The 13,838-nt window shown below is 60.5% G+C and carries 9 protein-coding genes; 7 read left to right on the forward strand and 2 right to left on the reverse strand.

What is annotated here, in order from left to right:
* The first annotated feature begins 51 nt into the window (after window positions 1-51).
* Complete coding sequence (locus AB4Y40_RS23730) at window positions 52-876, forward strand: TetR/AcrR family transcriptional regulator (RefSeq protein ID WP_368689848.1); 825 nt, start codon at window positions 52-54, stop codon at window positions 874-876.
* A gap of 4 nt (window positions 877-880) precedes the next feature.
* Here AB4Y40_RS23730 and AB4Y40_RS23735 read toward each other — a convergent pair whose 3' ends face one another.
* Entirely contained in the window at window positions 881-2,110 is a 1,230-nt protein-coding gene (locus AB4Y40_RS23735) for a porin (protein ID WP_368689849.1), read from the reverse strand.
* 698 nt (window positions 2,111-2,808) lie between these two features.
* Entirely contained in the window at window positions 2,809-3,717 is a 909-nt protein-coding gene (locus tag AB4Y40_RS23740) for a LysR family transcriptional regulator (RefSeq protein ID WP_368689850.1), read from the reverse strand.
* Window positions 3,718-3,888: 171 nt separating this feature from the next.
* On the opposite strand from AB4Y40_RS23740, the gene gltP reads away from it, so the two are divergent.
* The 6 genes from gltP (at window position 3,889) to AB4Y40_RS23770 (ending at window position 13,543) form a co-directional block, all read left to right on the forward strand.
* Window positions 3,889-5,214: a glutamate/aspartate:proton symporter GltP gene (gene gltP, locus AB4Y40_RS23745; RefSeq protein ID WP_368689851.1), complete on the forward strand. Its 1,326-nt coding sequence runs from the start codon at window positions 3,889-3,891 to the stop codon at window positions 5,212-5,214.
* A 48-nt stretch (window positions 5,215-5,262) separates the two neighbouring features.
* Window positions 5,263-6,546 (forward strand): aminotransferase class V-fold PLP-dependent enzyme, encoded by a 1,284-nt coding sequence (locus AB4Y40_RS23750; RefSeq protein WP_368689852.1) that lies wholly within the window; start codon window positions 5,263-5,265, stop codon window positions 6,544-6,546.
* Window positions 6,547-8,142: 1,596 nt separating this feature from the next.
* A complete protein-coding gene (locus AB4Y40_RS23755) occupies window positions 8,143-9,669 on the forward strand; it encodes a methyl-accepting chemotaxis protein (RefSeq protein ID WP_368689853.1) in 1,527 nt (508 codons plus the stop codon).
* 220 nt (window positions 9,670-9,889) lie between these two features.
* Window positions 9,890-10,438, forward strand: a complete 549-nt coding sequence (locus AB4Y40_RS23760; protein ID WP_368689854.1) for a sugar dehydrogenase complex small subunit — start codon at window positions 9,890-9,892, stop codon at window positions 10,436-10,438.
* A 28-nt stretch (window positions 10,439-10,466) separates the two neighbouring features.
* Window positions 10,467-12,113 (forward strand): GMC family oxidoreductase, encoded by a 1,647-nt coding sequence (locus AB4Y40_RS23765; RefSeq protein WP_368689855.1) that lies wholly within the window; start codon window positions 10,467-10,469, stop codon window positions 12,111-12,113.
* Between the two features lie 2 nt (window positions 12,114-12,115).
* Window positions 12,116-13,543, forward strand: coding sequence for a cytochrome c (locus AB4Y40_RS23770; protein WP_368689856.1), 1,428 nt, complete (start codon window positions 12,116-12,118; stop codon window positions 13,541-13,543).
* Window positions 13,544-13,838: the final 295 nt, after the last annotated feature.

Raw genomic sequence — 13,838 nt, forward strand, 5'->3', positions numbered from 1 at the left:
TAAAATTTGAAGGTACACTGTTGGGACTTGCCCGAGCCACGACTGTCATCGATGACCGCACGTACCACCAGGAAGCCAGAAACCCCCGCAGAACTGCCACCGCGCAGGCGCGGACGCCCGCCGAAATCCGCAGCGCCCATCGGCGCGGAATCCTTGCTGTCGCGCAACGTCATCATCGAACGCGCGAGCGAAATGGCGAAGACCCTGCCGCTCGATCAGGTATCGATGGTGCAGTTGGCGAAGGAATTCGGAGTCGCCCCTGGGCTGATTCATTACTACCTCGGCAGTCGCGACGACCTCATTTCCGGCGTCCTGAATGGTTACTACCGGCGGCGTCTCGAAGCGCTGCCAGCCTTGACGGGAAACTGGCGCTCCGATGTGGAGATCATCGCGCGCACGTCTTACTCGCTTGCCAGGGAAATGCCAGGGGTGAGCCTTTATGTGGCTTCACACAACCGCTTTCGCCTGTTTCAGGCGGTGGCGCCGGGCGAGATCGACTACGGGATGGCGCTGTTCAATCACATCACATCCGCCTTCCTGCAAGGTGGCTTCGCCGCCGATCGCGCAGCGCTCGCGTATCACCTGCTTGCGCAATACCTGTTGTCGTCGAGCATTTCAGCGGCGGGTCGCCAGTCGCCTGCGGAACATTCGACCTATCTGCGCGGGAAGTTCGACGAGGTGCCCGACGATCGTTATCCGGCTGCGAAGATCGTAGGTGCGGCCTTCTCACGGCTTAGCTCGGAACAGGCCTTCGATGAGGGTCTGAAACTGCTGCTTGACGGTTTTGCGATTTGGCAGGCGCAGAGCGCGCCAGCCGCCGCAAAGCTGCAAACTGCGCGCGCACCCCGTAAGCTGCGCGGAGCGAGCGCCGGCTAAAGCCTCAAAACTTATGGCGAATGCCGATGCGTACGCCAATTTGCTTATTGGTTGTGGATGGGCTGAAACCGGCGATTGACGCTACGGCGGATTGCCCCAGGGAATCCGTTCCCATCGCGCGTTGCATCGCGGTCAGAAGGTAAAGGTCCGTTCGCTTGGACAGGAAGTAATCGACCGCGAGATCGAGTTGCAGGTACTTCGCGCCGTCGTCGCCCTTTACCGAGTTTCGGTGCGTGTAGTCGATGCCGCTCCCCAGTTGCAGGTATGGAGTGAGGCTGTATCGCACGTTGAAATCAAAGCTGGTAAACACGGCATCGCCACTGTAGCCGAGCGGATTCGGGCCGGACGTCGAGCCGAGGTGGTTGAATCGTGTGTTGGTCGCGGCAAATGAAAAAGCTGCGCCGCCAAGCGTGTACGAAGCGCCGGCGCCCAGAATTTCGAGCGTTTTTGCCGAAGCATATCCAGCGTAGACCGGATACGACTGCGCGCTTGTGGGACTTCCGGCCGAACCGATGTTGTTCGCCGTCGCTGTCCCCTTGTTCGGGGTATTCCCGTAAAAGGATACATTCGGGTCGCGCGCATTCAGGTAGCCTGCGCCGAACGAAAAAGCACCGCCCGTGTAGCCCGCGCCAAGAGACCAGATCTGATTTTGCGTGGCGTTGCCTGCGACACCTCCCAGGCTGTACAGTGCGCCCGCGCTGAAGCCGCCGAATTTGGCCGTGGAAAACTTGATCGAATTGTTGATCCGGTTTGTATTGGTCAGATTGTCGAGGTCATCGGGGTGGGCGCCCATATAGCCGGCCCACGATCCCGAAGCCGCAAATGGCTGCACAAAATCGATGAGAGGGTCGTATTGCCTGCCCAGCGTCACCTTGCCGAGCGGATTGGACAACCCAATGTAAGCCTGGCGACCGAATTCAGCACCGCCTTGTGCCAGCGCGCCGCTATTGGCAAGGAAGCCGTTTTCCAGAACGAATATCGTACTCAGCCCGCCACCGAGGTCCTCTGAGCCGCGCAGGCCCCAACGGCTGCCGCTAAGTCCGGTCGCGTGAGCGTCTGTCAAGGCGAACTGTGAGCCACCGACGGGCTTTCTGCCCACGACGCCTGTCTGTGCATTATTCGTATACGTCAAGCCGATGTCGACAATTCCATAGAGCGTCACCGAACTCTGAGCGTAGGCCGGCGCGGCAAGAATGGCAGTAAAGGAACAAAGCGCTGCGTGTCTCCGAAGCATGCTGCATCTCCATATAAGTAGTTATACGAATTGTTGTTGTCTTGAGTGCCATCTGACCGCGCTGTCACATCGGCTTATTTGATACAGAATCAATTATGCGATAGAAATTTAGCATAATTGAGAGCCGTGTCAATAATTGAGGGGTCGCTCGGGTTACATCGTTTACCCGGGTAGTCCGCTGTCCTTAAGCCTCGGGGGCCAAGAGGGCAAAACAGCGTCGAATTGGCCGTATTCGTTCGTTGGAGGCGAGAGGAAGAGGGGCAAGTGCGGCCATGCGTAACCGCAACGGCAGCGGCCTTTTAGGCGACTTGCGGCAAGGGGGAGTCGAGCTGCACTCGAAGGCAGGCTGAAAGGTCGGCTGCGGAGGCTGCCCCGGCGACCGGTACGCCCGCGGCAATGGTAAGAAAACGCTGTGGACGCCGCTAGCGGAAATTGCGAGCGACAACAGCTACCGACGAACGTCGGGAGGGAGAATCTCAAGCAGCTGCCTGACCGAAGCCGATACCCGATTGTCGGCAAAGGCCGACCTGCCCGCACTTGAACTTAGCCGGGTAGTGGCCACTTGCCTCATTTAGTTACTCGTATGCGGCCGCTTGGCGCCGATGGCCTCTTTTCCGGCGGCTCCTACCTTACTGACTATTGAGAAACACACGAGGCTCGGTCTGTAAGTCGGCGATCTTGACTGCGTACGCTCATGGCTAGCTTCCGGGATCAAGCAGATTTGAGGAGAAATCGCACGATTGCGCAGCCAGGCGCGCCACCGCGGCACTCAACGAATGTGACTGTTCTGCCCGATGCATGGCGATGTATCTCACAGGTGGCAGCGCGGGCCGCGTGGGCACCACGACGAGCGCGCGTCGCTCGAGCATGCGCGCGAGGCATGCTTTGGGTAAGTAGCTGACGCCGAGCCCGGAAATCGTCAGCCCGATCTGCGCGATGAGGCTGTTGCTCGCCAGCACTTTCTGCAAGGCCACGCGTTGTTCTTCCAGAAACCGGCTGTAGACGTAGCCTGTTCCGGATAAGCCGCCCTGCAAAATCAGCGGAAACTTCGCGATCTCCGCCAGCGGAATGGCACGTTTGCCCGGCGCGAGGCTCGCCGCGCTCATCCATGCATTCTCGACCTGACCGACGAGCGTGGCAGCGAACGCCTCGACCTCGTGCGTCTGCGGCACGATGATGACGTCCACCGTCGCCGCCGCCAGCCGTTCGCGCAACGTCGCGTTGAGATCGACTTCCGCTTCGACCTTGACCTTCGGATACTCGGCTTGAATCGCCGCGATGAGACGTGGCAGCCACGTCAGCGCCGTGAGCTCGGTGACACCGATGCGAATCTGTCGCACCAGCGATTCCTTCGAACTCATGCGCTCGACGATCCGGTCGCGGCGTTCGAGCAATTCCTTCGCGTGCTCGAAGAAGTCCGTCCCTTTCTCCGTGAGACGCGCACTGCGATTCGCGCGGTCGAACACCGCGACGTCGAACGCACGCTCCAGTTCCTGCACGCGCTTGGATACCGCCGACTGGGTCGTGTTCAGGCGCGTCGCCGCGGCCTCGAAGGAACCGAGCTGAACGATCCAGTACAACGCTTCCATCTGCTTGAAGGTCAGCATGAGCTCGGCATTGTCATCACTTAAAGCGATAGTTTCTCATAGAAAAAAATCGTTTTTTTAGTTCTTTTCGGCTGGTTACCTTTTGCTGTAACGAGTCCCGGGCGAGGCTCGCCAGGGTGCGCTAGTAAGAAGCGGCCTATCCATATCAACTGGCAAGTGTCTGGAGGATGCATGGAATCCGTCTTGGAAACACCTCAAACCCAGCGCGCGGAGCGCAAGCGGCGCGTCGGGCTCGCCTGGCAAATCCTGATCGGTCTCGTCGTCGGTATTGCGGTGGGCGCGGTGCTCAACCGTTTTCCCGAGTTTCGCGAATCGGCAATCAACGGCTTTCTTCAGCCGGCCGGCGACATCTTCATCCGCCTGATCAAGATGGTCGTGGTGCCGATCGTCTTCACAAGCATGGTGATGGGCATCGCGGGCGTGGGCGACGGCCGTTCGCTCGGGCGCATCGGCCTGAAGACGCTGATCTACTTTGAAGTGGTCACGACGATCGCCATCGTGCTGGGCCTCGTGCTCGGCAACGTCCTGCACCCGGGACTCGGCACCGATCTGTCGCAACTCGGCCACACCGACATCTCGCGCTATCAGCAAACGTCGCAGCAGACGCAGGGACATCACGGCTTCATGGCGCTGTTGCTGAGCATCATTCCCGACAACGTCATCATGGCGATGGGCCGCGGCGATCTGTTACCGGTGATTTTCTTCTCCGTGCTTTTCGGGCTCGGCTTGCAATCGGTGCCCGCCGAATATCGCAAGCCCGTGCTTGCGACTTTCAAAGGTATCAGCGATGCCATGTTCAAGGTCACCGGCATGGTCATGCGGTATGCGCCCTTCGGCGTGTGCGCGTTGATCGCTGTGACCGTCGCGAGCTTCGGCTTCGGTTCGCTGCTTCCGCTGATCAAGCTCGTCGCGGTTACGTATCTCGCGATCATTCTGTTTGCGGTGTTCGTGCTGGGTGTGACCGCGCGACTCTTCGGTTTCAACATCTTCACGTTGCTCCGGGTCATCAAGGATGAACTCATCATCGCGTTCTCCACTTGCAGTTCGGCTACGGTGCTGCCGCAACTCATGAAAAAGATGGAGGACCTCGGCGTGCCCAAAAGCATCACGACCTTCGTGGTGCCAACGGGTTACACCTTCAACCTCGACGGCGCTTCAATCTACCTCGGCATCGGCACGCTGTTCGTCGCGCAGCTCTATGGCGTGCATCTCGGCCTGCAAGAGCAGATCGTGCTCGTGCTGACGATGGTCGTCACGTCCAAAGGGGCGGCGGGCGTCCCTGGCTTCATGTTTGTCATCTTGCTGACGACGCTCGCGAGCGCGGGTCTGCCGCTCGAAGGGCTCGCGTTCATCGCGGGCGTCGATCGCATCATGGACATGGGACGCACTGCGCTGAACGTGGTCGGCAATGCGCTCGCTCCTCTCGTCATCGCCAAATGGGAAGGCCAGTACGACGCGGAGAAGGGTAAGGCTTACGTCGCCTCGCTGGACGCGTGAGCATCGGTGAAGACAGACAGGGAAATCATGGAACGAGGAGCAAGTAAGATGAGCAGTCGCCAGGGGCAGTTGTTTGCCGAATCGCTCATGGAGCAGATCAAGAGCCGCTTTCATTACGTCGATTGCGATGTCGATGGGCGTGCGCGCCTCTTCTTCGACAACGCCGGCGGATCGTTCAGACTGAAGGCGGCGTCGGAAGCGTTCGCTCGCATCGATGCGCTGCCGGATTGTCCCGAGCGCATTCACGAGCGCGCACGGTATTTGCAGGACATCCAGACCCGCGGAGAAGAAGACATTCGCCGCATCTTTAACGCGCGAGACGGCAGTGTGTATCTCTCGCTGACGGCATCGGCCGCGATGTTCGAGATGGTGCGCGCCGTTATGGAGAACGTGCCGGGAACGAACGCCGTGACGACCATTCTCGAGCATCCATCATCCTTCGATGCGATGAAGCTCTACTGCGAACGCACGGGCAAGGCATTGCGCATCGCGCCGAGCAACGCCGAGACGGGCGGTATCGATGCAGATGCGATCGTCTCCCTGATCGACGACGACACCGCGCTGCTGAGCGTGATGTACGCTTCCAACATTTCAGGCGCGAAACTGGATATCGCGGCCATCGTCGAACGGGCGCGGGCGCGCAAGCCGGATCTGTACATCATCGTCGATGCGGTCCAGCATGCGCCGCACGCGGTCATCGACCTGCAGAAGACGCCTGTCGACGGCATCAGTTTTGCGCCTTACAAGTTCTTTGGCTGCAGAGGAGCGGGCGTCGCGTGGCTGTCGGAACGACTCGCCGAGCTGCCGCATCATCGGCTCGATGCCAGGGAGAAGGGCGTCTGGGAACTGGGAAGTCCCGCGCCGGCGCACTTCGCTGTCGTGAGCGCAATCGTCGACTACGTCGCGTGGATCGGTGCGCAATTCAGCGACGCCGAAGACCGGCGCGAACTGCTCGTGAAGGGCATGCTGCGTATCGAGGAGCACGAGCGTGCGCTGCTTTCGTTGTTGCTCGACGGGGTTGCAGGACAGCGTGGACTGCGAGCCATTGACGGCGTGCGAGTGTTCTGGGACCACGACGACTTGACGCGCCGCGACCTGATCGCAGGCATAGGCTTCGATGGGTTGGACCCGACCACCGCCGTGCGCGCCTATGAGGAGCGTGGAGTGACCGTATATGAGCGAATCGCGACGAGCCATTACTCGGGGCGCATGTTGAAATCGTTCCGTCTTGACGGCGCCGTGCGCATCTCTCCATTGCATTGCCACGGACCGGGTGACGTAGCGAGGTTTCTTGCAGTGACAGAGGAGCTTGCGACGGCGAGTCGGGCCTGAGCAAGAGAGCGACTCATCGAGACGTTGTCCCCGGTGCTCGGCGCGTCGAATGGCCAGCTGCGGGCGGCTAAGTTCGCACCTCGGCCGCAGTGATTGCCAGTTCTCGTCGCGTCGACGAACCGCAACTCCAGGCCGGAGTGCACGGGCGACCGTATCCGGGCGAATGGACGTTCTTCCGCCGATACCCGCCTACGAACCTCCGATTTGAGCGGCTGCATTGGGGCGGTTGGGCGCATTCGCCGACGGAACGGCGGCGGCCATGAGCCAGCGTTCACCAGCGGCAGGACCTGGCAATGAGGGAGCATTCAGCTTGCACGAACGAGTGGCCGAAGTACATCGTAGATGCGACGCCAGGTATCCGCAGCGTCTGTCGACCTTCCTGCGAAATAAATCCGCACGACACTGGCACTCGTACCGCGACGATGCCGACAAGTCCCTTCACATGAAGCCCGTCGAGGACGCCCTTGCAGCTGCTGCATGACGAATTTTGGCGTCACTAGCGCGACCCACGTGCAAGGGGTTATACTGATAAAGTTATCACCCATTCGCGATCCCTGTTCCTTTCGAAACGGGATGTCGTGCCAGCATGGTAACGCGCAGCCCCCCAACCGGGCAGGTTGTCGACGCAATGCGATAACGACTTTCCAACCCTTGCGGCGGTGTGTCAGAGGCACAGGCAGGCATTTCGATCGAGGGCGGCGAGGTGGAGACAAGCTCGCAATTTGCAAACGTGGGCGCAGGAAACGGCGCAAAACGCAGCTTCATGATTGCGCTTCCTGTGTGATCCCTCGCGCGTCATTTCGGTGGCCGCCGCGAGCCTTGAGTCACGTGCTGGTATGCGCCGGGCACCGATTCCGGTGGCAAGCACCGTTGCAGCGGCCGGATCAACGGACGCATGGCGGCACGCCGATCGTTACAGGAATTCGTCGGGAATGCTGAGTCGTTGATTGACTGGAATATGTTGTTGCGCGCAGCCGCGTTGCTCGTGCCGATCTTCATCGTCGAACGGGTGACGGGCGACACCAAATGGTTGGGCGTACCTGTCGTTACCGTGTCTGCGTTCGTGGCGGTCGAGCGGGGGCGGCCTCGCGCACCTTGGCGCCGTGCTCTACGCGCTCGTCGCAACCTTGCCCGTTTATTGCCGCCTCGATCGTCAGCTATGCCATCCAGCGTGAACCACGCTCCGAGCACGGCTGGCTGGCGCTACGGCAGGTGAGCGAGCCGCCTTCACCGGGGCGGCGTGAGGCGATCGTTGCCGGGGTACTGGCGGTGGGATTGGCGTCGGCCTTGGTGGCACGGCATTCGATGCCCTATCAGGAGTAACGACTCGAACCAAAGCATTGCACCTCTGACCGCCATACGGCTCGCGTTGCCGCAATGCTGACGTGAGTACGGGTATCGGGTTGGGCGGCGACATCGGGTGCCTACGGTCGGCCGCGTCGGACCGCAGTCGAGTGAAAGGACAGCGTCACTTCGGCACGTCGGTAACGAAGTGACGCATTCGAGTTTCACCTGTGACTATTAAGGAACGTTGGTACCCCTTAATTTCGAACCGCCGATGCCGATATATGATCCATTGCAATTCACGGAGTCGGTATGAAGATCGGCAGTCGATTGATGGCGACGTTCGGTGTTGTGCTTTTGTTGCTGGTTGCAACTTGCTCGGTTGTACAAGTGAAGATGTCGCGCATGAGCGATGACCTGCATGCAATTGTGGACTTCCATCTGCGTCAGCAGCAGCGCCTGACGCTCATCGAAAAAAATTCCCTTACCGTGACGCGGATGGCCTACGCTACGCTGCTCGATTCACCCGAACAGCAGGCGTCAGATTTGGCCGAAATGCGCAGGCTGATCAACGAGAATACTGAAACGTACAAAGAGCTGGGCCAACATGTGGTGACGGACAGAGGCAAAGCCGCCTATGCGCCGGTCTTGCATGCACGTGAGGCTTACCACGTGGCACTCGTGTCTGTTCTCGATAAGCTGGGAGCGCACGATCCCCGTGCACAGGACGATCTGGCAGCCCTTGGGCCGATCCTGAAATCGTACTTCGCAGCTCTCGATGGCTTTGCCAGGCACTCGGGATCGGCGATGGACGAGGCTAAACAAGAATCCGTGGACGCTTATGCAGCGGCGCGCCTCATGCTATGGACCGCGGCCGTGCTGTCCTGCGTCGTCGCGCTGGCGCTGGCCATTTTGGCCACCCGCTCAATCGTCCAACCCATGCAGGAGGTTGTATATGGCGCGCAAGCGCTGGCACAGGGCGATCTGAGCGTGGCAATTGATGTGCGCCGGCGAGACGAGGTCGGTTTGCTGGCGGAAGCCGTGAATGCGGCGATTGCGCAGTTGGCGAGAATCGTCGGCAATGTGAAGCAGGCCAGCCATTCCATCGGCGAAGCGACCCAACAGTTGGCCGCGGGTAATGCCGATCTCTCGCAGCGCACGGAGGAGCAGGCGGCGGCTCTCGAGCAAACGGCTGCGAGCATGGAAGAGTTAACGTCGACGGTTCAACAAAACGCCGATAACGCGAATCAGGCCGCCGTGCTGGCCGCTACCGCATCGAGCGTTGCTGTGCGAGGCGAAGATGTCGTCGCGCAGGTATCGGGGACGATGGACGCAATTTCGGAAAGTTCGAGCAAGGTCTCCGAGATCATCGGGCTCATCGAGGGAATTGCATTCCAGACGAACATCCTCGCACTGAATGCAGCTGTGGAAGCGGCCCGGGCGGGCGAACAAGGGCGCGGGTTCGCCGTGGTTGCGGGCGAAGTCCGCACGTTGGCGCAGCGCAGCGCCGTGGCCGCGAAAGACATCAAGGACTTGATCGGCGAATCGGCGGACCGCGTTCGTGCGGGGGCCAAGCTTGTCGAAGAGGCTAGAGGCACGATCGTCGAAATCGTGCAATCGGTGCAGCGGGTGACGGGCATCATGAGCGAGATTGCTTCAGCCTCGCAGCAGCAACGCGACGGCATCGAGCAGGTAAATGTGGCGATCACGCAGATGGACCGGGTCACGCAGCAGAATGCGGCGTTGGTCGAGCAGGCTTCCGCCGCCGCGCATTCGATGGCAGAACAGGCTCGGGCACTTCAGGATGAGGTCGCCGTGTTCAAGGTGGCTCAAGTATAGGCCTTGAAGGCCGGCTCGCGGCGTTGGCGCCGCGAGCCTCAAATTTCAATTGCAATAGTCCAGTTTCATTTGGAAATCGACTCACATTGCAGCTCGTGTACTGCCGCATGCCGCCATCCCACAAAAGCGGACGAAGTCATAACGCACAGTTCGCAGGTGCGCCGAGTTCCCATTGCCAAACCCATGATGCAGATTTCCGCTGCCAGGTGTTCGTACAAATATGACTGACCGATACCGTGATGACTACCCCACTGCGTTCATTCTTTCTCGCCGCAAGGTCCTGGTGGGCGGCCTCTTGTTGGCCGGAAGCGTGGCGGCAATGGCCGCCCTTCCTGCGCTCTGCACGCAGGTGCCATTGTCCGACGAGTTCGCGGCGCAGTTCATGGGCATTTCGTCGCGGCTGATTCCCCACCGCCTCGATGGCCATATCGGCAAACGCATCGCGGCTGCCATGCTTGCGCGTGACCCCGCACTGCGCGATCACGTAACGGAGCTGCTTGCGATCGCGAATAAGAAGAACACGCGCGTTGTCGAGGACTTCTTCCCGGACGTGCCGGACGGCCCGGTCAAGGAAGCGGCGCTTGCCATCATCTCAGCGTGGTACCTGGGCGTCGTGGTGGACGAGCCCGGCGCTGAGGTGATCGCCTACGAGCACGCGCTGATGTATCAGCCCACGCGGGACGTGATGACGATTCCGAGCTACGCCAGGTCGCGCCCCAACGGCTGGAACGCCGACGCGGCCGCCTTGAGCGATATGCCCAGCTTTTAATCTGATTGGCTCCAAAAGGAAATAGCAAATGTCGAGTGATGACAGCGCCGACGTCGTCGTCGTGGGAACCGGCGTGGTGGGTTGCCAGATAGCGGAGCAGGCCCTCGATGCAGGGTTGTCAGTTTTGATGTTAGAGGCGGGCCCCCGGGTCGAACGCTGGCGCGTTGTGGAGAACTTCCGCAATTTGCCGCCCAGCCTTCGCATCGGTCATTGGAATGCGCCTTATCCACCCAAACCGTGGGCCCCGCACCTCGAAACGAGGACGCCCCACGAACAGGAAGAGTATCTGCAACTGGAAGGCCCCAATGCACGTGCGTACATGCAAGGCTACGTGCGTTACGCAGGCGGCGCGACATGGCACTGGGCAGGGATTTGCTGGCGTATGACGCCCGATGACATGCGGCTCAAAAGCCTTTATGGCGTGGGGCGCGATTGGGCGTTCGGCTATGACGTCCTCGAGCCGTACTACACGCGGGCGGAATACGCATTGGGCGTGTGCGGGCCATCCGATCCCGCGCATCAATGGCCGCTGGGGAATAAACGCTCGAAGCCCTATCCGATGGGGCCGATTCCCTTTGGACCGGGCGAGCAACGATTTACCGATGTCGCCGCGAAGATTGGCCTGCTGAACATCCCGGCGCCTCAAGCGCGCAACAGCGGCGTTTCCTATCACGGACGCCCGGCGTGCTGTGGCAACAACAATTGCTTCCCTGTCTGCCCCATCGGCGCCAAATACGACGCCGCGACGTCGTTGCCCCGGATCGAGGCGAAGGGTGGGCGGATCCTAACGAACGCAGTCGTGTACCGGATCGAGACCGGGAACAAGAACGCCGTTCAAGCCGTGCATTATTTCGATCCGGAAAAACGATCGCACCGGGTCACGGGTAAGCTCTTCGTGATCGCCTGCAACGGCATCGAGACGCCGAAGCTGCTTTTGCTCTCAAAAGACGCGAACAATCCGAATGGCGTGGCCAACAGCTCCGATCAGGTCGGCCGCAACATGATGGACCAGCCCAAGCTGATCGCCGAGGTCGAACTCGACGAACCGCTATGGACTGGCGTTGGCCCCGTTCAGAGCAGCAGCATCCTCAACACGACCCAGGGAGAGTTCCGGAGTCTATATGCGGGTGCGATGTTCCGCATGGAAAACCTGGCACGCAGTCCGATCGGCGCGGCCGCGGCGTTGAAGAAGGGGCTGGTGGGCAAGGCGCTGGACGCCGAGATTCGCCGTCTTTCGGCCTGCACGGCAAAGCTGACCGTGGAGCATGAGCCGCTGCCGCTGCCCTACAATCGGCTCACGTTGTCCGACAAGAAGGACTGGCTCGGAATCAACAAGCCGAACATCTACTATGACGTCAGCGACTACGTACGCCGCAGCGCGCAGGAATATACCGTACCGACGTTAAAGCGCCTCGCAGCCGGACTCGGTGCGACCAAAGTGGTCATCTCGCCCGAGTTTCTCAACAGCGATCACATCATGGGCGGCTGCATCATGGGCACGGATCCCTCGACCTCCGTTGTCGACGTGGATTGCCGTGCACACAATCATCCGAACCTGTTCCTTCCGGGCGGCGCCGCGATGTCGACCGGAACCGGGTCGAACAGCACGCTCACCATGACGGCCTTAGCATTGAAGGCCGCAGACGCCATCGTTGATCAACTGAAGCACAGTTAAACATGCGCAAACTTGTAAATCGCCTTGGTCGACTCTCGGCGCTCGTCGCGGGCATCGTCACGGCGGTCTGTGCTCATGCCGCAGACGACCTGAATCAAACCTCCCGATTGATCAAGCGTGGCGCATACCTGGCAACCGCCTCGGACTGCGTGGCTTGCCATACGGCGCCCGAAGGCAAGCCCTTTGCGGGCGGACTGGCGATCAGTACGCCGCTTGGGACCATTTATTCCACTAACATCACGTCATCGAAGGACGCCGGGATCGGGAACTACACCGAGCAGGAATTCTCGGACGCGGTTCGACACGGCATACGTCGCGACGGCGGGAATCTGTACCCGGCAATGCCTTATACGTCGTATGCGAAATTGACAGACGACGACGTGCATGCGCTTTACACCTACTTTACGCAAGCGGTGACGCCGGTGGACAAGCCGGGGCCGAAGACCAGTCTGCCGTTCCCGATGAACGTGCGCATGTCGATGAGGCTCTGGAATCTGTTGTTCCTGGACCCGAAGCCATACGAGGCGGATCCTCGCGAGTCGGTCGAGTGGAATCGCGGCGCTTATCTCGTGCAAGGCGCGGCGCATTGCGGCACGTGTCATACGCCGCGCGGCTTCTTGATGCAGGAGTTGGCGAGCCAAGGCCTGGCCGGCGCGGATGTCGGTCCGTGGCATGCCCCGAACATCACGTCGGATCCGACGAGCGGCATCGGCAACTGGACTCACGCGGAGCTCGTCGAATATCTGCGTACAGGACGCGTTGCGGGCAAGGCGCAGGCCGGCGGCAGCATGGGGGAAGCGGTCGAACACAGCTTCCAGTATCTGACGACGGATGACCTGAACGCGATCGCTACTTACGTGAAGGCGGTGCCCCCCGTCCACGACCCGGCCGACGACGCCTCTCGCTTCACGCAGGGCAAGGCCTCTATGGAGGTCGTAACGTTGCGTGGCACCGACGGCGTCACCAACGGCGACTCGAACCCCACCGGTGCCGAGCTATTTCAGGGCAATTGCGCCTCCTGTCACTCCGCGCACGGCGAAGGCAGCAAGGACGGGTATTACCCGAGCCTGTTCGATAACTCGGTCACCGGCTCGCGCGCTCCGAAGAATGTGATTGCAGCCATTCTCTATGGAGTGGATCGGACGACGGCGCACGGCCAGGCGTTCATGCCGGGTTTCGGGGGCAAGCCGACCGACGCCGAGCAACTGAGCAATCGCGAGGTTGCGCTGTTGGGCAGCTACGTGTTGCAGCAATATGGTGGGCATAGCAATGCGCCCATCACGGAGCAGGACGTGGCGCAGGCGCGGCGTGGCGGGCCCTCATCCAATCTGATCGCGCTTGCGCGCGGCGGCATCGTTGCTGGTTTGATTGTCGTGCTGCTCGCCCTTTGTTTGCTGCTTGGCCGACGCAAGAAAGTGTCGTTCAGCTAACGTCGGCCATCTCACTGTGAAAGATCTTTTTAAATTCGCACCTGCGAACTTTTGGGCGCGTTGTTCGCCAGCAGCGGTTGGTCGGTGGCGAGCGGTAGCTTGATGCGAGAACACGTGCGCCGTCTAGCGCATAACTCCGCTGTTAGCGGCATTGCGCTTAATGGCATAAGAGGCCAGTTCAAAAAAAACCTTGATGGTCTGTTAACTTTCGCGGCGCGATGTTAACCTCAGTCGTCCAGAGAACGGAGACCGAGGGGATGCAAGCGCCGATCATTGACGACGAATTGTGGGCACT

The sequence above is a fragment of the Paraburkholderia sp. EG287B genome, from assembly GCF_040965595.1.
Lineage (GTDB): Bacteria > Pseudomonadota > Gammaproteobacteria > Burkholderiales > Burkholderiaceae > Paraburkholderia.

Bases quoted from the DNA above. Each gene is read 5' to 3' on its own strand.
- AB4Y40_RS23730 (WP_368689848.1), top strand. From the start codon at position 52: ATGACCGCACGTACCACCAGGAAGCCAGAAACCCCCGCAGAACTGCCA.
- AB4Y40_RS23735 (WP_368689849.1), bottom strand. From the start codon at position 2,110: ATGCTTCGGAGACACGCAGCGCTTTGTTCCTTTACTGCCATTCTTGCC.
- AB4Y40_RS23740 (WP_368689850.1), bottom strand. From the start codon at position 3,717: ATGCTGACCTTCAAGCAGATGGAAGCGTTGTACTGGATCGTTCAGCTC.
- gltP (WP_368689851.1), top strand. From the start codon at position 3,889: ATGGAATCCGTCTTGGAAACACCTCAAACCCAGCGCGCGGAGCGCAAG.
- AB4Y40_RS23750 (WP_368689852.1), top strand. From the start codon at position 5,263: ATGAGCAGTCGCCAGGGGCAGTTGTTTGCCGAATCGCTCATGGAGCAG.
- AB4Y40_RS23755 (WP_368689853.1), top strand. From the start codon at position 8,143: ATGAAGATCGGCAGTCGATTGATGGCGACGTTCGGTGTTGTGCTTTTG.
- AB4Y40_RS23760 (WP_368689854.1), top strand. From the start codon at position 9,890: ATGACTGACCGATACCGTGATGACTACCCCACTGCGTTCATTCTTTCT.
- AB4Y40_RS23765 (WP_368689855.1), top strand. From the start codon at position 10,467: ATGTCGAGTGATGACAGCGCCGACGTCGTCGTCGTGGGAACCGGCGTG.
- AB4Y40_RS23770 (WP_368689856.1), top strand. From the start codon at position 12,116: ATGCGCAAACTTGTAAATCGCCTTGGTCGACTCTCGGCGCTCGTCGCG.